This is a genomic window from Goekera deserti (genome assembly GCF_010685995.1).
In the GTDB taxonomy this organism is placed as follows: Bacteria; Actinomycetota; Actinomycetes; order Mycobacteriales; family Geodermatophilaceae; genus Goekera; species Goekera deserti.
Genome location: NZ_JAAGWK010000035.1, coordinates 24,620 through 44,457 on the forward strand (window position 1 = coordinate 24,620; position 19,838 = coordinate 44,457).

Genomic DNA, 19,838 nt, shown 5'->3' on the forward strand with positions numbered 1-19,838 from the left:
CGCGACGTCGGCGCGGGTCAGCCGATCAGCCAGGTGTCCTTGCTGCCGCCGCCGCGGGAGCTGTTGACCACCATCGAGCCGCGGGCGAGGGCGACCCGGGTGAGCGGGGCGGGCAGCACCCGCGTGGTGGCGCCGGCGACGGCGAAGACCCGCAGGTCGACGTGCCGGGGCACCAGCTCGCCGTCGACGCAGGTGGGGGCGGTGGAGAAGTCGACCGGCTCCTGGGCCACGAAGCGGTGCGGCGCGCGCAGCACGTCGGCGCGCAGCTGCGCCAGCTGCGCGGCGCTGCAGGTGGACCCGAAGACCACGCCCTGCCCGCCGTACCCGTCGACCGGCTTGACCACCAGCTCGTGCAGCCGGTCGACGACGGCGGCCAGGTCGTCGTCGTCGGCCAGCACCCAGGTGGGCACGGTGGCCAGCACCGGCTCCTCGCCCAGGTAGAAACGGATCATCTCCGGCACGTAGCAGTAGGTGGCCTTGTCGTCCGCGACGCCGTTGCCGGGCACGTTCGCCACCGCCAGCCGGCCGGCCCGCACCGCCTCGCGCAGCAGCGTGTCCAGGAGCATGCCGCTGGGCGTCACGTGCGCGGCGAGGTCGTCGTCGTCGAAGCGCCGGTAGAAGACGTCGACCGGCACCCGCTCGCCGTCGACCTCCACCGCCACCCCGCCGTCGGGGGTGGGCCAGAGCACGTCCGGGGTGGCGATCGGGACGCCCATCGCCTCGGCCAGCAGGCGGTGCTCGAACCAGGCGGTGTTCATCGCGCCGTCGGTCAGCAGGGCCACCTGCGGGCTGCCCGCGCACCCGGCGGGGGCGGCCTCGGTGAGCGCCTCGTGCAGCACGACCGCGGCACCGGCCGGGTCGGTCAGCGCCGCGCCCCGGCCCTCGGCGAACAGCTGCGGCAGGGCCGCGCGGCTGCTCTGCCGGTTGGCCATCGCGTAGCCGATGCCCGAGGGCACCCGCAGGTTGTCCTCCAGCACCACCCACCGGCCGCCGGGCCCGCGCAGCAGGTCCAGGCCGGCCACGGTGACCCGCTGCTGCCCGGCGGCCGCGAACGAGACCGCGCCGGGCCGCCAGCCGGGGCTGTCGGCCACCACCCACTCCGGGAGCACGCCGGCGCGCACGACCTCCGGCTGCTTCTCCACGTCGCTGCGCCGGCGGCCGGCGGGCCGGTACACGTCGGCCAGGAAGGCGTTGAGCGCGCGCGTGCGCTGCTCGACCCCGGCGGACAGGTGCGCCCAGTCGGCCGCCGGGACCACCCGCGGCACCGGGCACATCGGGAAGGTGGTCTCCTCGAAGGTGCCGTCGGTGAAGGAGCCGAAGACCACGCCCCGGGCGACCCGTTGCCGATCGACCTCCGCGGCAGCAGCCGCCAGGCGCTCCGGGCCCAGGCCGTCGAGCACCGGGCCGACCTCGCCGTACCCGGGGAGCAGACGTCCCCCGCCGTCCACCGCCTCGTCGACGGCCGACCCGGCATACCCGGCGAAGACGCTGAGTGCGTCGGTCATGGCGTGTTCCTCCTCTGGTTCACAGCCAGCGGTCGAACCACTCGGCGACCCGCTCGGTGAGCAGCACCAGGTTCTCCCGCCCGACGATGGTGTGCCCTTCCCCGGGCAGCAGGAGCAGTTCACACGGCGCACCGACCGCGGACAACCCCTGGTACGCCTGCACCGACTCGGCCACGGGCACGTTGCTGTCCCGGTTGCCGTGTGCGAGCAGCACCGGCGAGCGCAGCTCCTCCAGCGCCGTCATCGGCGAGATCCCGGCCAGCATGTGCCGCTCGTGCACCGGGTGCCCGTACTCGGTGACCGACGCCGCGGCCATCCAGGGCTCCGTGCCGGCGAAGAACGTGCGCAGGTCGCTCATCCCGGCCAGGGACACGCCGGCGGCGAACAGGTCGGGCCAGCGGGTGAGCGCGACCAGGGTCAGGTACCCCCCGTAGGACCAGCCGTGCGCACCCACCCGCCCGGGCAGCGCGATGCCGGCGTCCACCAGGTGCTCGACGGTGGCCACGACGTCGGCGAAGCTCGCCTCCCGCGCGGGGCCGTCGTCGGCGGCCATGAAGGCGCCGCCGCGGCCACCGGAGCCCCGGATGTTCGGGGCGAAGACGGTCAGCCCCATGGCCACCAGGCCCTGCGCGACCGGGGAGTAGACCGGGCGCTCCTGCCCCTCGGGGCCACCGTGGAAGCTGACCACGGTGCGGTTGGCACCGTGCACGCCGGGCGGGGTGTAGAGCCAGCCGTCCAGCTCCAGGCCGTCGGCGGCGAGGTAGCGGTGCCGGGCCGGCTGCACGAGCAGGTCGGGGTTGGGCCGGCGGGGCGCCGAGGGCAGCAGCGTCGCGGCCTCCGGCGGGTCGGCCGCGATCGCGGTCGGCAGGTCGACCCGCCACAGCCCGCGCGGGTCCCCCGGCCCGGTGAGCTCGGCCAGCAGCGACCGGCCGTCGCCGGCCAGCGACCAGCCGGGCATGACCGGCAGCGGCAGCTCGACGTCGTGCAGCACGCTGCCGTCGCACAGATCGACGACCTGCAGCTCGGTGATGCTGTCGGCGTTCCAGACGCACAGCGCCGTGCCGTCGGCGCGCACCGCGTAGCCGTCCAGGTCCGCACCACCGCGGCGGACGACGACCTCGGCGGGACCGGGCACGCCGTCGTCGTCCAGCGGCACCCGGAGCAGGGCGGTGCGGTCGGCGCCGGGCAGGCCCGGCAGGGCCGCGCGCAGGTACACCGAGCGGCCGTCCACGCCGAACCGGCCGTCCTCGGACGCCGCTCCGCCGGGCGCGCCCAGCGGCACGACCGGCTGCTGCTCACCGGTGGCGACGTCGATCAGCACGACGCGGCGCTGCCCGCGCGGGCCGCGCCGGGCCAGCACCCGGCGCTCGTCGGCCGAGACCGCGGTCAGCGCCAGGAAACCGCCGGTGGCCAGCACCGTCTGCGCGCCGGTGGCTGTGTCGACCAGCACGATGTCGGCGTCCGGGCCCACGCCGTCGGCGACGGTGCACGCGTAGTGGCCGGGCCGGGAGGTCCAGGTGCCGGCGAAGACGGTGGCCCGGGGGTCGCCACCGGCCACCCGCCGGCGGTCGCTGCCGTCCGGGGCGACGACGTGCAGCTCGGCGCAGATCGACCCGTACGGGCTGACCAGGTAGGCGAGCTGCCGGCCGTCGGGTGACCAGGCGACGGAGACGACCTCCTCCCCGGGGCCGGAGACGACGGCCGGGTGCGTCTCCTGCTCCAGCGTCGCCACCTCCAGCCGGGGGATGCCGGAGCGGTCGCTGACGTAGGCCACCCGGGTGCCGTCGGGCGACAGCGCCGGGCACCAGGCCCCGGCGGCGGCGGCGATCTCGGCCAGGGCGAGCCGCACCTCGGTGGGCAGTCCGCTCATGTCGGCGTGGTCGGTCTGGTAAGGCGTCATGCCACCTCCCTGTGGTCGGGCGCGGACGGCGGGGCGTGCGGCGTCCGGCGCCGGTGCAGCAGCCGGCGGCACGCCCGCCTCCCCCGGCACAGGCGTGTATCGGCTCACGCCCTCAGCGGATGCCGTGCTGCTGCAACCACGACTCCAGCAGCCCCACCTGCCACAGCTGGTTGGAGCCCAGGGTGGTGCGGTGGCTGTTGGGCTCGGCGAGCAGCCGCTCGACGTACTCGGTCCGGAACAGGCCGCGTTCCTTGGCCTCCGGGGCGTGCAGCGCCGAGCGGACCGAGTCCAGGTACTGCCCCTCCAGGTGGATGATCGCCGGCACCGGGAAGTAGCCCTTGGGCCGGTCGATCACGTGCGCCGGGATGACCGCACGGGCGGCGTCCTTGAGCACGCCCTTGCCCCCGGAGGCCAGCTTCAGCTCCGGCGGGACGGCGGCCACGAGCTCGACGAACTCGTGGTCCAGGAACGGCACCCGCGCCTCGAGGCCGGCGGCCATCGTCATGTTGTCCACCCGCTTGACCGGGTCGTCGACCAGCATGATCGTCGAGTCCAGCCGCAGCGCGCGGTCCAGCGTGGTGTCGGCCCCGGGCCGGGCGAAGTGCTCGGCGACGAAGGCGCGGCTGACGTCCTCGGTGAGCATCCACCGGTCGCCGAGCACGCGCGCGAGCTCGGCGTGCGGCCGGTCGACGAACACGCTCGTGTAGGCGTCCACGGCGCGCTCGACCGGGACGCCGTCCAGCGGCGGGTACCAGTCGTAGCCGGCCAGCACCTCGTCGGCACCCTGCCCGCTCTGCACCACCTTCACGTGCTGGGCGACCTGCCGGGCGAGCAGGTAGAAGGCCACGCAGTCGTGGCTGACCATCGGCTCGCTCATCGCCGCGATCGCGCCCTCCAGCCCGGCGTGCACGTCGGCGCTGGGCACCATCAACCGGTGGTGGTCGGTGGAGAAGGTCTCGGCGATCACGTCGGAGTAGGCGAACTCGTCACCCGACCGGCCGCCGACCGCCTCGAAGCCGATGGAGAAGGTGGCCAGGTCGCGCTGGCCCTCCTCGGCGAGCAGGCCCACGATCAGGCTGGAGTCCAGCCCGCCGGACAGCAGCACCCCGACCGGCACGTCAGCCACCATCCGGCGCCGGACGGCGGTGCGCAGCTGCTCGAGCACCAGCTCCTGCCACTCCCGCGGGTCCAGGGCGGCCAGGTCGGCGCGGCGCTCGTGCACCGGCGCCCAGTACACCCAGTCGCTCTCGCTGCCGTCGGGCTCGTAGGTGCGCACCGTCGCCGGCGGCAGCTTGCCCACCCCGGCCAGGATCGTGCGCGGCGCCGGGACGACGGCGTGGAAGCTCATGTAGTGGTGCAGCGCGACCGGGTCGATGCTGGTGTCCACCCCGCCGGCGGCGACCAGTGCGGGCAGGCTGGAGGCGAACCGCACCCGGCCCGGCCCGCGGCTGACGTACAGCGGCTTGATGCCCAGCCGGTCCCGGCCCAGCACCACCCGGCCGGTGTCCCGCTCGACGACGGCGAAGGCGAACATGCCCATCAGCCGCTCGACGCAGGCCGCACCCCACCGGTGGTAGGCCTTGAGCACGACCTCGGTGTCGGAGGTGGAGAAGAAGCGATAGCCGGCGGCCTGCAGCTGCTCGCGCAGCTCGCGGTAGTTGTAGACGATCCCGTTGAACACCAGCGTCAGGCCCAGCTCGCTGTCGACCATCGGCTGCGCGCCCGCGTCGGTCAGGTCGATGATCTTGAGCCTGCGGTGTCCCAGCGCGACCGGGCCGGACTGCCAGCCCCCGCTGCCGTCGGGTCCGCGGCGGGACAGCGTGGTGCACATGGCGGCGACGGCGGCGGCGTCGGCCACGCCGCCGTCGAACCGGAGTTCACCTGAGATGCCGCACACGTCGGCCCCCTCCCGGTCGTCCAGCCGGGCCCGGTCGGGCGCCGACAGCCACCCCCACACTGCCCTCGGGACGTTTCCGGGAGGTGACGGGCCATGCTCCCAGACCCTGAGCCACCGCTCGCACACCGAGTGCGAGCGCTTTGTCGGCCGCTGTCCAGGCGACGCGCCGGGGCGGGCGTGTCGGCGCAGTGCCCGTCCACCGGCGCCACTAACCTCGGGCACGGTCCGCGCTCCCGGCGCGGACCGTGGTCTGTCACCGCCGAGGAGGTCGCGACCGTGCGCACCCTGCGTCTCCTGGCGCTCTCCGACGACGGCACGCGGATGGTCCTGGCCGCCGACGGCACCGACGGCAGCGATCCCGGTGAGCGGTTCGAGGTCGTGATCGACGACCGCGTGCGCGCCGCCGCCCGCGGCGACGCCCACCGGCTCGGCCAGATCGAGCTCGACCTGGGGACGGCGCTGTCCCCCCGGGTCATCCAGTCGCGCATCCGGGCCGGGGAGAGCCCCGAGCAGGTCGCCGAGGCCTCGGGCACCAAGGTGGAGCGGATCCTGCGCTTCGCCCACCCCGTGCTGCTGGAGCGCGCCCGGGTGGCCGAGCAGGCACGCGACGCGCGGGTGCGGCTCAGCGAGGGCACCACCGGCACCCCGCTGCAGCAGTTCGTCGCCGAGCGGCTGCGGCTGCTGGGCGGCGACGTCGACGAGGTCAGCTGGGACGCCCACCGCGGCGAGGACGGCACCTGGCTGGTCTCGGTCGGCTGGCGCTCGGAGCACAAGGCCGGCACCACGGTCTGGGCCTTCGACCTGCCGGCCCGCACCGCCACCCCCGCCGACGCCGCCACCACCGACTTCGCCGAGGGCACCCGGCTGGTGCGCGTCGTCCCCGACGTGCCGACCGGTGCGCCGTCCCGGCCGGTCAGCGTGCTGCGCGGCCCGGCCCCGCCCCCGCGGGAGGACGTCGCCACCGAGCCCTCCCCCGCCCCGGGGACGCCCACCCCCGAGCAGGAGGAGGACCCGGACGCGCACGACACCGTCGTGCTGGGCCGGCTGGAGGACCTCGCGCCGGAGGAGCCCTCGGACCCGCGGGCCACCATCCCGGCCTGGGAGGACATCGTCTTCGGGGTCCGCCGGCGCCGCTGAGGAAGGACCCGACTGCCCCCGCACGACACGCTCCGCGCGCCGCGGGACCCTGCAGCCGGGCCGTAAGTCGTTCGCGGGTGTCACTACCGGCACATAGCCTGGCCGGGCCATGTCGGACACCACACCCTCCCCCGTCCACGAGCGTGGCCGGCTGGGCGCGCTGCGCCTGCTGCTGCCCTTCGCCCGCCCCTACCGCGGGCTGGTGGCGCTCACCTTCCTCGGCGCGCTGCTGGCCTCGCTGGCCCAGCTCGCCGTCCCGCTGGTCACCCGGGCGGTGGTCGACGGCCCGATCGCCCGGGGTGACAGGGCCGGGCTGGTGCCGCTGCTGGGGCTCGCCTTCGCCTTCGGGGTGGCCGAGGCCGCGCTGTTCTTCCTGCGCCGGTGGGCGATGACCAAGGGCAGCCTGCAGATGGAGCGCGACCTGCGCGACGTGCTCTACCAGCGCCTGCAGCGCCTGCCGGTGTCCTTCCACGACCACTGGGCCTCCGGGCAGCTGCTCTCCCGCGCCACCACCGACGTGTCCACCATCCGCCGGTTCATCGGCTTCGGCGCCGTCTTCCTCGTGGTCAACCTGGTCACCTGCTCGGTGGTCGCGGTCCTGCTGCTGCTCACCTACTGGCCGCTGGGCGTCGCCGTCCTGGTGACCACGCTGCCGCTCACGGTGTTCGGCCTGCGCTGGGAGAAGGACTACAACACCGAGTCCCGCCTGGTGCAGGACGAGCAGGGCGAGCTGACCACCGACGTCGAGGAGGCCGTGCAGGGCATCCGGGTGGTGAAGAGCCTGGGCCGCAGCGAGCTGGTGTTCGCCCGCTACGACCGCAAGGCGCTGCGACTGCAGGCGCTGCAGCTGTCCAAGGTGCGCACGCTGACCAAGATCTGGTGCCTGTTCGAGTTCCACCCGCAGGTCACCCTCGCCGTCATCCTGGTCGGCGGGTCGCTGGCGGTGGGCAGCGGTGCGCTCACCGTGGGCGGGCTGGTCGGGTTCGTCGCGCTGTTCACCGTGCTGCTGTGGCCGATCCTGTCGCTGGGCTTCCTGCTGGCCCAGGCGCAGGAGGCGGCCAGCGCGTGCGACCGGATCGGGGAGCTGCTCGCCGCGCCGATGACCGTCACCGACGCCCCCGGCGTCGAGCCGAGGCCGGTGGGCACGCCGGCCCGGCTGCGCTTCGAGGGCGTCGGGTTCCGGTTCCCGGGCTCGGCCGACCCGGTGCTGCGGCACGTCGACCTCGACGTCCGGCCCGGGGAGACCGTGGCGCTGGTCGGCGCCACCGGCTCGGGCAAGACCACGCTGACCTCGCTGGTCGGCCGGCTCTACGACGTCACCTCCGGCCGGGTCACCCTGGACGGGCACGACGTGCGTGACCTGCCGCTGGCGCAGCTGCGCACCGTGGTGGCCACCGCCTTCGAGGACGCCACGCTGTTCTCGATGAGCGTGCGGGAGAACCTCACGCTGGGCCGGCCCGACGCAGGAGAGGAGTCGGTGGCCGAGGCACTGCGAGTGGCCCAGGCCGGCTTCGTGCACGACCTGCCCTGGGGCCTGGACACCCGGATCGGCGAGCAGGGCCTGTCGCTGTCCGGTGGGCAGCGGCAGCGGCTCGCGCTGGCCCGCGCGGTGCTCGGCCGGCCCTCGGTGCTGGTGCTGGACGACCCGCTGTCGGCACTCGACGTGCACACCGAGGCCCTGGTGGAGCGGGCGCTGCGCGAGGTGCTGGCCGAGACCACCGCCCTGGTGGTGGCGCACCGCGCGTCCACGGTGCTGCTGGCCGACCGGGTCGCCCTGCTGCAGGACGGCCGGATCACCGCCGTCGGCCGGCACAGCGACCTGCTGGCCGAGGTGCCCGCCTACCGGCAGCTGCTGTCCTCCGACGCCGAGCTGGGCCCCGGCGGCCAGCAGCCCGTGCTGAGCGAGCTGGGCAGCCGGTGACCGCCGACCGGCCCGGCGTCCCACCCGGCCCCGACACCCCGGCGACCGGGGCCACGACGCCGGTGCCCGACGAGGCGGCCGACTGGCGCGGGGTGGCCACCGAGGGCGCCGAGGACCTGTCGGCGTCCGCCGGGGTGTTCCTGCGCGGGCGCTCCCGGCGGCTGCTGAGGGAGCTGCTGGGCCCGCACCGGCGCGCGCTGTGGGTCCTGTTCGCCACCATCCTGGTGCAGAACCTGGCCTGGCTGGCCGGGCCGCTGCTGATCGGCGTCGGCATCGACGTCGCGGTGCCCGCGCTGCTCGACGGCGACGCCGGGCCACTGGTCTGGACGACGCTGGCCATGGTCGCCGCCGCCTGCCTGGACGCCGCGCTGCGCTACCGCTTCCTGATCGGCAGCGGGCAGGTCGGCCAGGAGGTGCTGCTCACGCTGCGCCGACGGGTGCTGCGGCACGTGCAGTCGCTGCCGCTGGCCTTCCACGAGCGCTACACGTCGGGCAAGACGATCAGCCGGCTCACCAGCGACGTCGAGGCACTGGCCGAGCTGCTGGACGAGGGTCTCAACGGCCTGCTCACGGCGCTGTTCAGCATCGTCGGCATCGGCCTGGTGCTGCTGGTGCTCGACCTGCCGCTCGGGCTGGTCGCCCTGCTGGGGTTCCCGGCGCTGTACTGGCTGGCCCGCTGGTTTCAGCGCAACTCCACGATCGCCTACCGGCGCACCCGGGAGACCGTCGCGGCGCTGATCGTGCAGTTCACCGAGACCTTCGGCGGGATCCGTGCGGTGCAGGCCTTCCGCCGCGAGCCGCGCAACGACGCTCTGCACGCCGCGCTCAACGAGGAGAACCGGCAGTCCCACGACCAGGCGTTCTGGCTGATCGCCGTCTTCATCCCGGCGGTCACGATGATCGCCAACCTGGTCACCGTCGCCGTGCTCGGCTACGGGGCGCTGCGGGTCATGGACGGCGACCTCGCCGTCGGCGTGCTGGTGTCGTTCCTGCTCTACCTGCGCCGGTTCTTCGACCCGCTGCAGGACATCGCGATGTTCTACAACAGCTACCAGTCGGCGAACGCGGCGCTGGAGAAGCTGTCCGGGGTGCTGGAGGAGGCATCCACGGTGCCCGAGCCGGTCGACCCGCTGCCGCTGCCGCACGCGCGCGGTGAGCTGACCTTCGACCGGGTGCGCTTCGGGTACGGCGAGACCACGGTGCTGCCCGAGTTCGACCTGGTGGTGCCGGCCGGCCAGACGGTGGCCCTGGTGGGTGCGACCGGCGCCGGGAAGTCCACGCTGGCCCGCCTCATCGCCCGCTTCTACGACCCGGACGGCGGGCAGGTGCGGCTCGACGGCGTGCCGTTGGACCGGGTCACCGACGCCGAGCTCCGCCGCGCGGTGGTGATGGTGACCCAGGAGAGCTACCTGTTCTCCGGGTCGATCGCGGACAACATCTCCTTCGGCCGGCCGGAGGCGACCCGGGCCGAGATCGAGGCCGCGGCGACCGCGATCGGTGCGCACGGGTTCATCACCGCCCTGCCCGAGGGCTACGACACCGACGTGCGCAAGCGGGGCGGCCGGCTGTCGGCGGGCCAGCGGCAGCTGGTCAGCTTCGCGCGGGCGTTCCTCGCCGACCCGGCCGTGCTGGTGCTGGACGAGGCCACCAGCTCCCTCGACGTGCCCAGCGAGCGGCTGGTGCAGGCGGCCCTGCAGACGCTGCTCGCCGACCGCACCGCGGTGATCATCGCCCACCGGCTGTCCACCGTGGAGGTGGCCGACCGGGTGCTGGTCATGGAGGCCGGGCGGCTGGTGGAGGACGGTGCCCCCGCCGACCTCGTCGCCGGCCGCGGCCGGTTCGCCGATCTGCACCGCGCCTGGGCCGACAGCCTCGTGTAGGCAACTCGCGGTCGGCCTGGCCACGCGACGCAGTCGTGCGGCCCCCTCCGGTCGTGGCCTGAGCCTGCGAAGGGCTCGTGGGAGGGGACCTTCTGGGAACACCGCTCACCTGCCGGTGCGTTGACCAGGCAGGACGAGGCGGGCAGCGGCCCAGCCCCGGCCCGAGGACCGGCCGGCCGGCCGGCGCAGGACGAGATGGAGACGTGTGATGACCGCTTCGGTGTCGATGCCCCTCGGGGGCGTCCAGGTGGGTTCCTACGACGACTACCCCCGCGCGCAGCGGGCCGTGGACTTCCTGTCCGACGAGCAGTTCCCCGTCGAGCACGTCACGATCATCGGCAGCGACCTGCGGATGGTGGAGAAGGTCACCGGCCGGCTGACCCGCGGGCGCGCCGTCGCGGCGGGCGCGCTGAGCGGTGCCTGGTTCGGGATCTTCGTCGGGCTGCTGCTCGGCATCTTCTCCACCGACGGTGCCGCGTGGGTGGGCTCGCTGCTCTCCGGCCTGCTGATCGGTCTGGTGTTCGGCGCCCTGTACGGCTTCGCCGGCTACGCGGCGACCGGCGGCAAGCGCGACTTCACCAGCACCAACTCGGTGGTGGCCGCCCGCTACGACGTGATGTGCGCCCCGGCGCACGCCGAGGCCGCCCGGAACCTGCTCGCCCGCCTGTCGCTGCGCGACTGAGCGACGCCCTGCTCAGGGAGCGGTCAGAGGCCCATGCCGCGACCGGTGTTCGGGTTCAGGCTGTCGGCGCCTCGGTGCGCGTCGGCGTGCCCATGACTGGGCTTACGGGCCACCCGGGCCCCCATGTCGGTGGCCAGCACCTGCCCCCGGGCCCGCGTCCGCCGGTCGTGCCACGCCGCCGCGGCGAGCACCAGCGCCAGCAGGACCACGACCGGCATCCAGAACATCATGGCCGGACGCTACGGCCTGCGGCCCCTGCTGACCAGCAGGTGCACACCAGGGGAGTCACCCTGGCCGGGGTCTGTCGCGGGGCGACTCAGCGCAGCTGGGCGAACGTCACCGCGGCGGCTGCGGCCACGCCGAGGGAGTCCACCCCGCCCCGCATCGGGATCCGTGCCCGCACCTGCGCGGCCTGCTGGGCCGCCGGGGTGAGCCCCGGGCCCTCCGCGCCCAGCAGCACCGCGGTCCGCGGGTGCGCCCGCGGGTCGACGTCGGCGAGGTCGACGGCGTCGTCGGCCGGGGTGAGGGCGACCGTGCGGTACCCGGCGGCGTGCAGCCGCTCCAGGTCGCCGGGCCAGGAGCCGAGCACGGCCATCGGCAGTGACAGCACGTGGCCCATCGAGACCCGCACGCAGCGCCGGTACAGCGGGTCGGCGCACTGCGGGTCCAGCAGCAGCGCGTCGATGCCCAGCGCCACCGCCGAGCGGGCGATCGAGCCGATGTTCTCGTGGTCGTTGAGCCCCTCCAGCACCGCGATCCGCCGGGGCGCCGCCGGGTCGGGCCCGCGCAGCAGCGTGTCGACGTCCGGGAAGGGCACCCGGTCGGCCGAGGCGACCACCCCGCGGGTCAGCCGGAAGCCGATCAGCTCCGACAGCACCCACTTGTCCGCCTCGTAGGCGGGCACCCCCGGCGGCAGGTCCAGCGCCGACACCCGGCCCGGGATGCCCACCACCGCCCGCACCGGGTAGGGGGAGGCCAGCAGCCGCTGCACGGCCGGCACGCCCTCCACGATCACCGGCCCGGTGCCGCGCTCGGTGCCGGCGGGGCGGTCACCGGCCTTGAGGTCGCGGAAGTCGGCCACCCGCTCGTCGCCGGGGTCGGTGATCGGGACGGCGGCAGGCACCCCGCGATCATGCCCGCCGCCCCGGACGCCACCCCCGACGGGCGCCCGCACGACGCGGCACGGAGGATCAGGGGGTGCCCAGAACCAGCACGACCGTCATCGGCGCCGGCATCTCCGGCATCGCCTGCGCCCGAGCCCTGTCCGAGGCCGGGGTGGCCGTGCAGGTGCTCGACCGCGGCAACCGCCCCGGCGGCCGGATGAGCGGCCGCACCCTGCACGGCCGGGTGGTCGACCTCGGGGCCTCCTACTTCACCGCCACCGACGACTCCCCGTTCGCCGCCGTCGTGGCCGCCTGGGTGCAGCGCGGGCTGGCCCGGCCGTGGACCGACACCTTCGCCGTCGCCGGTCCGGGCGGGATCGGCGAGGTCAAGCGCGGGCCGATGCGCTACGCCGCCTCCGGTGGCCTGCGCGAGCTGGTCGTCGACCTGGCGCGCGGGCTGGACGTCGTCCAGCGGCGCACCGTGTCCGACGTCGCCCCCGGGCCGCGGGTCGACGGCGAGGACTGCGCCGCGGCCGTGCTCGCCATGCCCGACCCGCAGGCCCGCCGGCTGCTGGAGCGGGGCAGCCTCGCCGACCAGGCGCTGGACGCCCGCGGCTGGCAGGCGACGATCGCCGTCGTGCTCGGGTTCGCCGACCGGCAGTGGCCCGCCGACCTGCACGGGGCCTTCGTGCACGACTCCCCCGTCGTCGACTGGGTCGCCGACGACGGCGACCGGCGCGGCGACGGCGCACCGGTGCTGGTCGCGCACACCACCCCGGCCTTCGCCGAGCAGCACCTGGCCGAGCCCGACGGCGCGGTCGCCGAGGTGGTCGCCGCCGTCCGGCAGTGCCTCGGCATCGACGCCGAGCCGGAGTGGACGCACGCCCACCGGTGGACCTTCGCGAAGCCCAGCAGCCCGCGGGAGCAGCCGTTCCACCTCGCCGAGGGCATCGGCATCTGCGGGGACGGCTGGTCGGTCCCGTCCAAGGTGCAGGGTGCGTGGACGTCCGGGCACGCGCTCGGCGTCGAGCTCGCCCGGACCGCGGGCTGAGGAGCTGCCTCTAGGCTGCCCGGCGATGAGCGACACGGAGCCCGCCGGCTACGCCGAGGACCCGCTCGACGCCCCGGTGTTCGCCGCCGCGGACTCGGCCACCACCGGCCCCGCCGCCGTCTGCCGGTCGGTGGTCAAGACCTACCGGACGGCGACCGAGACCGTCACCGCGCTCGACCGGGTCTCCCTGGAGATCCCGCGCGCGCAGGTGACCGTGGTGGTCGGCCCGTCCGGGTCGGGGAAGTCCTCGCTGCTGCGGCTGCTCGCCTGCATCGACCGCCCGGACGCCGGCGAGGTGCTCGTCGCCGGCCGGCGGGTGGACGGGCTGAACGCCCGGGCCCGGCGGCGGCTGCGCCAGCAGCAGGTGGCCTACCTGTTCCAGCGACCCGGGGAGAACCTGCTGCCCTACCTGGACGCCACCGCGCAGGTGCAGCTGGCCGCCCAGCTGCGCGGTGCCCGAGTGGGCGCGGACCAGGTGCGCGACCTGCTGGAGCGCCTCGGGCTGGGCGGGCGGGCCGACCACGTGCCGCGGCAGCTGTCCGGCGGGGAGCAGCAGCGGCTGGCGGTGGCCTGCGGCGTCGTCGGCGACCCGGCGCTGGTGGTCGCCGACGAGCCGACCGCGGAGCTGGACACCGCCGCCGCCGAGCGGGTGCTGGCCGCGATGCAGGAGCTGGCCCGGGGTGGGGTGGCGTTCGTGCTGTCCAGCCACGACCCCCGGGTGATGGCCATCGCCGACGGCTTCGTGCACCTGGACCACGGCGAGAGGACCCCCTCACCCCCCACCCCACGCTCCGCGCGGGGCGGGACCCTGTGACGGGGCCGGACGACGGCCCCGCCGTCGAGGTGCGGGGCGCGGTGAAGCGGTTCACCCGGGGGGCGGAGACGGTGACCGCGCTGGACGGCGTGGACCTGCGGGTGCGGGCCGGTGAGTTCGTGGCGCTGGTCGGGCCGTCGGGCTCGGGCAAGAGCACGCTGCTGGCGCTGCTGTGCGGGTGGGAGACCGCCGACGCCGGCAGCGTCACCTACGGCGGCGCGCTGGCCGGGCGGCGCGCGGACACCTTCGGCTGGCCGGAGCTGGCGCTGGTGCCTCAGGCCCTCGGGCTGCTCGCCGACCTCGACCTGGCCGACAACGTGCTGCTGCCGGCCCGGCTGACCGGGGCGCTGGCCGCCTCGCGGCCGCGCGCGGGCGAGCTGATGGAGGCCTTCGGCATCGACCACCTCGCCGCTCGCGCCCCGCACCAGGCCTCGCTCGGGGAGCAGCAGCGGGTCGCCGTCGCCCGGGCGCTGCTGCTCGGCCCGGCCGTGCTGCTGGCCGACGAGCCGACGGCCCACCAGGACCGCGGTCACGCCGACCTGCTGCTCGACGAGGTGGTGGGCCAGGCCCGGGCGGGCTCGGCGGTGCTGGTGGCCACGCACGACGAGGTCGCCTGGGGCCGGGCCGACCGGGTGCTGTCGATGCGCGACGGCCGGCTCACCGAGGGGGCGCCGCGATGAGCCGGCCCCCGCTCTGGCGGCTGGCGCCCTGGACCCGCGCGCCGCTGCTGGGCCTGCGCCAGCCGGCGGCCGTGCTGGCGGTCCTGGTCACCTCGGCCATCCTGGCCTGCGCGGCCGCCTCCGCCCCGCTGTTCCTCTCCTCCGCCCGGTCGGCCGCGCTGCAGCAGCAACTGGCGCAGGGCTGCGCCGAGGTGGGCTGGGGCCAGATCGGGGTGGACAGCGGCCCACCGGTCTCCCAGGCAGCGGACGCCGACCTCGCCGCCGCCTGGGCAGCCGAGGGTCGCGTCAGCGTGCCGGCCCTCGCCTTCGCCCGGATCGGTACCTCGGACGTGGCGCCGGGCGCGCTGCCGGTGGTCGACGCGCGGGGCGAGCCGCTGTCACTGCCCGCCGGGCTGCTGTACCGGCCCGGCGCGGCGGAGAACATCGAGGTCGTCGATTCGGTCGACGGCGCGGGCGTGTGGGTGCCGCAGACCTACGCCGAGGCGAGCGGCCTGGCGCCGGGCGACGAGGTGGAGGTGGCCGGCGTCCCGGTGCGGGTGGTCGGTGTCTACACCGACCTGTTCCGGGTGCCCGAGAGCACCTACTGGTGCGACTACCGCCAGCTGTACGCCAACGACGCCTCGGGCAACACCGCCCCGCCGGCCCTGCTGCTGGCCACCGACGAGGCCACCTTCTACGCCGTCACCGCGGGCACCGGTGCCGCCCGCCTGGCCCAGGTGCCGGTCGCGGCCGACGAGCTGTCGGTCACCGACGCGCGGGAGCTGCTCGCCGCCCAGGCGCGGGCGCAGGGCCGCGTGCCGACCCCGCCGCCGGCGACCGGAGCGTTCGTGCCCAACGAGCGGCTGCCCGGCGTCGTCGCGCGGGCCGAGCTGATCGAGGCAGGGCTGCGCGGGCCGGTCGTGCCGGTCGCGGTCGCCGGCGGCCTGCTGGCGCTGGTGCTCGTCGCCGCGGCCGGCAGCTTCTGGGCCGACCGGCGGGCCACCGAGGTGCGGCTGCTCGCCGCCCGCGGCGTGGGTCCGCTGCCGCTGGCCGGCAAGGCCGCGCTGGAGCTGGCGCTGCCGGCGCTGGCCGGGGCCGCGCTCGGCTGGACCGTGGCCCGCGGGCTGATCGCCGTGCTGGGCCCGGCCGACGACCTCGACCCCGCCGCCACCACCGCGGCGCTGTGGGCCGGCGCGGCCGCCTTCGTGGTCGGCCTGGGCTGCGCGGCCGGCGTCGCCGGGCTGCGCGCTCGGGGCACCGCCGAGCGCCCGCTGGGCGCGGCCGCCCGCTGGCCCTCGCGGGTGCCGTGGGAGCTGGCGCTGCTGGTCGCGGCCGGCTGGTGCTGGGTGCTGCTGCGCGGCCAGGACGCCGTCCGCCAGGACGCCGGGGTCGCGCAGGTCAACGGCCTGCTGGTGGCCTTCCCGCTGCTGGCCATCGCCGGCTCCGCGGTGCTGCTGGCCCGGCTGCTCAGCGCACTGCTGCCCCGGCTGCGGCGCTGGGCCGGGCGACGCTCCCCCGCGGTGTTCCTCGCCGTCAACCGGCTCGCCGCCGCCCGGCTGGCCACCGCCACGCTGCTGGTGGCGGTGACGCTGCCGGTCGCCGTCCTGGGGTACACCGCGACGCTCACCGAGAGCTCGCAGACCACGCTGGACGCCAAGGTCGGAGTACAGATCGGCACCACCGGGCGGGCGGTCACCTCGGTGTCCCGGTTCGACCCCACACCCGCGATCGACGCCGTCGGCACCTACGTGGTGCGCTACGGCGACGGCAGCGTGCCGGCCCCGGCCGGGCAGGACGGCGACAGCGCCGGCCGGGTCGACGTCCAGGTGCTCGCGGTCGACCCCGACACGTTCGCCCGCACCGCCTTCTGGGACGACTCCTTCGCCGACGCCCCGCTGCCGGAGCTCCTGGAGGCCCTGCGCGGGCCGGACGTCGACGGCCGCCCGCCGGTGGTCGCCGCCGGGCTGGCGCCGGGGCCGGCCGACCTGGAGCTGGGCAGTCTCGCCGTCCCGGTGCAGGTGGTGGCGGAGGCCCGGGTGCTGCCGGGTCGGCGCACGGCCGACCCGGTGCTGCTGGTCGACGCCAGCCGGCTGCCCGACGTCGACCGCAGCGCCCGGGCCGACCGCACCGCCGAGATCTGGACCGAGGGCCCCACCGCCCCGGCCGTCGAGGCGCTCACCGCCGCCGGCGGCGTCCCGCTGCGGGTGGTGGACCAGGCGCTGGTGCTGAACACGGCCAACTTCCTGGGCATCACCTGGACCTTCGGCTACCTGTCGGCCCTCGCGGTCTTCGTCGGGGTCATCGCCGCCGGCGGGCTGCTGCTGTACCTGGAGGCGCGCAGCCGCAGCCGGGTGTCCGGGTACGTGATGGCCCGGCGGCTGGGCCTGACCCGCGCGGCGCACCTGCGCTCACTGCTGCTGGAGCTGGGCGGCGTCGCCGTCGCCGGGCTGGTGCTGGGCACCCTGCTCGCCGCCGGCGCCGTCGCCGTGGTCTACCGGCGGCTGGACGTCGACCTGATCCGCCCGCCGACCCCGCTGCTGGACGTGCCCTGGACCGCCGGGCTGGTCACCGCCGTCCTGGCGCTGGTGCTCGCCGGCCTGGCCGCCCTCTACGCCCAGCACGCCGCCGACCGCGCCGACCCCGCCTCCGTCCTCCGCGAGGACGCCTGACCCAGCCCCCCGCCCAGCGTTGATCAGCTCAGCTGATCAACGCTGCCCACAGTCACCAACGTTGGTGAGCTCGGCCGGACGGTGATCAGCTCAGCTGATCAATGCTGAGGACGGCGGGATCAGGGGCGGGGGGTGCGGGCCAGCTGGCGGCTGACGGCGACGAGGCGGCCGGTGGCGTCCCAGACGCGGTAGTCCTCGTCGATCCACCCGCCGGCGACCTGGCCGGTGCGCGACTCGACCAGGCACCAGCCCGGCGCCGGCAGGGCCCGGACGAGGGCCTGCAGCTGCACGGTCGGGGCCCAGCCGAGGGTGCCGGCGCCCCAGATCGACGGCGGCAGGCAGTCGAGCAGGGCGACCAGGGACAGCGGGTCGGGGTCGCGGCCGTCGGCCAGCCGCACCCAGGCGCGCATGACGGCCTCCCCCGCCGGGGCGCCGACCGCCCAGCCGGCGGTGGCCGGGTCCAGCCGGCAGTCCAGCTCGGCCAGCAGGCCCGGCGCGACGACGCCGGGCACCGTGCTCCCGCCCGCGGCCGCGGCGGCGACGTCGATGCAGTCCTCGACGGGGGTGACCGACGGCGGGGCGGTGTCGTCGTCGGTGTAGGTCTGCGGGCCGGGGTCCAGGGTGCCGGTGGTGGCCTGGACGCTGATCACCGGGCCGGCCTCGTCGGCCAGCACGACCGTCGAGTGCGCCAGCGTGCGCCCGGTCGGGCCCGGGGTGACCTGCAGGTGGGCGGGGCCGGCCGCACCGGCGCGCAGGTAGCTCGCCGCGAGCGCCACCGCGTGCGGGTGCGGCGAGGACAGCACCGCGGCGCGGGCGGCCACCGCCAGCAGGTAGCCGCCGTTGAGGATCCCGCCGCCCACCTCCCAGCCGCCGTCGAGCTGGGCGGTCAGCCGGCCCTCGTGGTCCCGGCGCACGGCGGTGGAGCGGGCGAAACCGGAGTCCTGGTCATGGGTCTGCAGCACACAGGGCAGGGTGCCAGGGTGGGGGGCATGGAGTACACGCACCTCGGTCGCAGCGGTCTGTCCGTGTCCCGGCTCTGCCTGGGCACGATGAACTTCGGCCCGGAGACCGACGAGGCCACCTCGCACGCCATCATGGACCGCGCCCACCAGGAGGGGGTCAACTTCTTCGACACCGCCAACGTCTACGGCTTCGCCGCCGGCAAGGGCCGGACCGAGGAGATCATCGGCACCTGGTTCGCGCAGGGCGGTCAGCGCCGGGAGAAGACCGTGCTGGCCACCAAGGTCTACGGCTCGATGACCGACTGGCCCAACGACACGTTCCTGTCCGCCCGCAACCTGGTGCGCTCGGTCGACGCCTCGCTGCAGCGCCTGCAGACCGACTGGATCGACCTGTACCAGTTCCACCACGTCGACCTGAGGACGCCGTGGGAGGAGGTCTGGCAGGCCTGCGAGACGCTCGTCGCGCAGGGCAAGGTGCTCTACGTCGGCTCCAGCAACCACGCCGGCTGGCAGCTGGCCGCGGCCAACGAGGCGGCTCGCTCCCGGCACTTCCTCGGCCTGGTCAGCGAGCAGTCGATCTACAACCTGCTCACCCGGGAGATCGAGCTGGAGGTGATCCCGGCCGCGCAGCACTACGGCATCGGCATCATCCCGTGGAGCCCGCTGCAGCAGGGCCTGCTGGCCGGGGTGCTGGCGAAGCAGGAGGGCAGCCGCCGGCACAACGAGCGCGCGAAGGCGAAGATCGAGCAGCTGCGGCCGCAGCTGCAGCGCTACGAGGACCTGTGCGCCGAGTGGGGCGCCGCCCCGGCCGACGTCGGGCTGGCCTGGCTGCTGCACCAGCCCGCGGTCACCGCCCCGATCATCGGCCCGCGCACGATGGAGCAGTTCACCGGTGCGCTGGGCGCCCTGGACGTCACGCTGGGCACCGAGCAGCTCGCCGCGCTCGACGAGCTCTTCCCCGGGTACCGGACGGCGCCGGAGCACTACGCCTGGTGAGCGTCGGGGTGCCCGTCCGCGGGCACCCCGACCGGCCAGCCGGCCAGCGGCTCGTGCCGGGCGTCCGGGCCCAGGTGGCTGCGCAGCAGCTGCACCCGGGTGACCGGCCACACCGGCCCGCGGTAGCCGTCCAGCCGCGCGGGCAGCCCGGCGTCCACCGGCGCGCCGGGCCGCCACCGGCCCACGGTCAGGTGGGCGCGGAACTCCCGCCGCTCCACGTCGACCCCGGCGTCCCGGGCCGACCCGGCCAGCCGGCCGGCCAGGTCGGCCAGCGCCTCGACGTCGCCGGCCACCCCCACCCAGCACACGCCCGGACGACGACGCACCCCGAAGCTGCCGCCCCCGGCCAGCCGCACCGACAGCGGCGGGCACCGCCGGACCACGTGCCCGGCACGGTCGGCGAGCCGGGCGGTGACGTCGGAGGGCACGTCGCCGAGGAACACCAGCGTCAGGTGCCAGCGGGCCGGCGGCGTCCAGCGGGGAGCGCCCGGTACGTCCCGGAGCGAGGCCAGCGCGGCGGCGAGGTGGTCGACGGCGGCCGGTGGCGGGGTCACCGCCTCCGAACAGCCGGGCCGGGCGGCGGCCCGGCGCTGGGCAGCCGGTCACCGGCGCCACGCCCGGGCCGAGCGGGCACACCGACGACGTGGCCGGGGGCCGCGCTG

16 protein-coding genes are annotated in these 19,838 nt (G+C 75.8%); 9 read left to right on the forward strand and 7 right to left on the reverse strand.

Annotation, left to right across the window (positions count from 1 at the left end; all coding sequences use genetic code 11):
- Positions 1-17: 17 nt before the first annotated feature.
- From G1H19_RS20850 to G1H19_RS20860, 3 genes are all read right to left on the reverse strand, one after another.
- Entirely contained in the window at positions 18-1,505 is a 1,488-nt protein-coding gene (locus G1H19_RS20850) for a circularly permuted type 2 ATP-grasp protein (protein WP_152730820.1), read from the reverse strand.
- Positions 1,506-1,524: 19 nt separating this feature from the next.
- A complete protein-coding gene (locus G1H19_RS20855) occupies positions 1,525-3,405 on the reverse strand; it encodes a S9 family peptidase (RefSeq protein WP_152730819.1) in 1,881 nt (626 codons plus the stop codon).
- 112 nt (positions 3,406-3,517) lie between these two features.
- The gene (locus tag G1H19_RS20860; RefSeq protein ID WP_235928399.1) at positions 3,518-5,362 is read right to left on the reverse strand and encodes an N-acetylglutaminylglutamine amidotransferase; all 1,845 of its coding nucleotides are present in this window, start codon (positions 5,360-5,362) and stop codon (positions 3,518-3,520) included.
- A gap of 216 nt (positions 5,363-5,578) precedes the next feature.
- On the opposite strand from G1H19_RS20860, the gene sepH reads away from it, so the two are divergent.
- The 4 genes from sepH to G1H19_RS20880 all read left to right on the forward strand — a co-directional run bounded on the left by sepH (position 5,579) and on the right by G1H19_RS20880 (position 10,922).
- Complete coding sequence (gene sepH / locus G1H19_RS20865; RefSeq protein WP_162393579.1) at positions 5,579-6,439, forward strand: septation protein SepH; 861 nt, start codon at positions 5,579-5,581, stop codon at positions 6,437-6,439.
- Between the two features lie 109 nt (positions 6,440-6,548).
- Entirely contained in the window at positions 6,549-8,360 is a 1,812-nt protein-coding gene (locus tag G1H19_RS20870; protein ID WP_152730817.1) for an ABC transporter ATP-binding protein, read from the forward strand.
- Positions 8,357-10,240, forward strand: coding sequence for an ABC transporter ATP-binding protein (locus G1H19_RS20875; protein WP_162393578.1), 1,884 nt, complete (start codon positions 8,357-8,359; stop codon positions 10,238-10,240). The genes G1H19_RS20870 and G1H19_RS20875 overlap by 4 nt, the downstream gene beginning before the upstream one ends.
- A gap of 208 nt (positions 10,241-10,448) precedes the next feature.
- On the forward strand, positions 10,449-10,922 hold the full coding sequence (locus tag G1H19_RS20880; protein ID WP_152730816.1) for a YflT domain-containing protein: 474 nt from the start codon (positions 10,449-10,451) through the stop codon (positions 10,920-10,922).
- Between the two features lie 23 nt (positions 10,923-10,945).
- Here the strand turns inward: G1H19_RS20880 and G1H19_RS20885 are convergent, their stop codons facing one another.
- Positions 10,946-11,152, reverse strand: a complete 207-nt coding sequence (locus tag G1H19_RS20885) for a hypothetical protein (protein ID WP_152730815.1) — start codon at positions 11,150-11,152, stop codon at positions 10,946-10,948.
- A gap of 86 nt (positions 11,153-11,238) precedes the next feature.
- Positions 11,239-12,045, reverse strand: a complete 807-nt coding sequence (locus tag G1H19_RS24765; protein WP_162393577.1) for a TrmH family RNA methyltransferase — start codon at positions 12,043-12,045, stop codon at positions 11,239-11,241.
- A 74-nt stretch (positions 12,046-12,119) separates the two neighbouring features.
- On the opposite strand from G1H19_RS24765, the gene G1H19_RS20895 reads away from it, so the two are divergent.
- The 4 genes from G1H19_RS20895 to G1H19_RS20910 are packed head-to-tail and all read left to right on the forward strand — an operon-like array spanning position 12,120 to position 17,218.
- Positions 12,120-13,076 carry an NAD(P)/FAD-dependent oxidoreductase gene (locus tag G1H19_RS20895; RefSeq protein ID WP_162393576.1) on the forward strand — a complete coding sequence of 319 codons (957 nt, stop codon included), beginning with the start codon at positions 12,120-12,122 and terminating at the stop codon, positions 13,074-13,076.
- Positions 13,077-13,101: 25 nt separating this feature from the next.
- Positions 13,102-13,890, forward strand: a complete 789-nt coding sequence (locus G1H19_RS20900) for an ABC transporter ATP-binding protein (protein WP_152730814.1) — start codon at positions 13,102-13,104, stop codon at positions 13,888-13,890.
- Entirely contained in the window at positions 13,887-14,570 is a 684-nt protein-coding gene (locus tag G1H19_RS20905; RefSeq protein WP_162393575.1) for an ABC transporter ATP-binding protein, read from the forward strand. The genes G1H19_RS20900 and G1H19_RS20905 overlap by 4 nt, the downstream gene beginning before the upstream one ends.
- On the forward strand, positions 14,567-17,218 hold the full coding sequence (locus G1H19_RS20910; protein WP_152730812.1) for an FtsX-like permease family protein: 2,652 nt from the start codon (positions 14,567-14,569) through the stop codon (positions 17,216-17,218). The genes G1H19_RS20905 and G1H19_RS20910 overlap by 4 nt, the downstream gene beginning before the upstream one ends.
- Before the next feature lie 119 nt (positions 17,219-17,337).
- On the opposite strand, the gene G1H19_RS20915 is transcribed toward G1H19_RS20910, so the two are convergent.
- A complete protein-coding gene (locus G1H19_RS20915; RefSeq protein WP_162393574.1) occupies positions 17,338-18,180 on the reverse strand; it encodes a thioesterase family protein in 843 nt (280 codons plus the stop codon).
- Positions 18,181-18,207: 27 nt separating this feature from the next.
- Between G1H19_RS20915 and G1H19_RS20920 the strand changes: the two genes are divergently transcribed.
- Positions 18,208-19,176, forward strand: a complete 969-nt coding sequence (locus G1H19_RS20920; protein ID WP_152730811.1) for an aldo/keto reductase — start codon at positions 18,208-18,210, stop codon at positions 19,174-19,176.
- Here G1H19_RS20920 and thpR read toward each other — a convergent pair.
- Positions 19,164-19,730, reverse strand: a complete 567-nt coding sequence (gene thpR, locus G1H19_RS20925) for an RNA 2',3'-cyclic phosphodiesterase (RefSeq protein WP_162393573.1) — start codon at positions 19,728-19,730, stop codon at positions 19,164-19,166. The two genes, G1H19_RS20920 and thpR, sit on opposite strands and share 13 nt — an antisense overlap.
- Between the last annotated feature and the right edge of the window lie 108 nt (positions 19,731-19,838).

What these genes read in the sequence shown, in the direction of transcription:
- G1H19_RS20850 (WP_152730820.1), bottom strand. Translation starts at nt 1,505, where the DNA reads ATGACCGACGCACTCAGCGTCTTCGCCGGGTATGCCGGGTCGGCCGTC.
- G1H19_RS20855 (WP_152730819.1), bottom strand. Translation starts at nt 3,405, where the DNA reads ATGACGCCTTACCAGACCGACCACGCCGACATGAGCGGACTGCCCACC.
- G1H19_RS20870 (WP_152730817.1), top strand. Translation starts at nt 6,549, where the DNA reads ATGTCGGACACCACACCCTCCCCCGTCCACGAGCGTGGCCGGCTGGGC.
- G1H19_RS20880 (WP_152730816.1), top strand. Translation starts at nt 10,449, where the DNA reads ATGACCGCTTCGGTGTCGATGCCCCTCGGGGGCGTCCAGGTGGGTTCC.
- G1H19_RS20885 (WP_152730815.1), bottom strand. Translation starts at nt 11,152, where the DNA reads ATGATGTTCTGGATGCCGGTCGTGGTCCTGCTGGCGCTGGTGCTCGCC.
- G1H19_RS20900 (WP_152730814.1), top strand. Translation starts at nt 13,102, where the DNA reads ATGAGCGACACGGAGCCCGCCGGCTACGCCGAGGACCCGCTCGACGCC.
- G1H19_RS20910 (WP_152730812.1), top strand. Translation starts at nt 14,567, where the DNA reads ATGAGCCGGCCCCCGCTCTGGCGGCTGGCGCCCTGGACCCGCGCGCCG.
- G1H19_RS20920 (WP_152730811.1), top strand. Translation starts at nt 18,208, where the DNA reads ATGGAGTACACGCACCTCGGTCGCAGCGGTCTGTCCGTGTCCCGGCTC.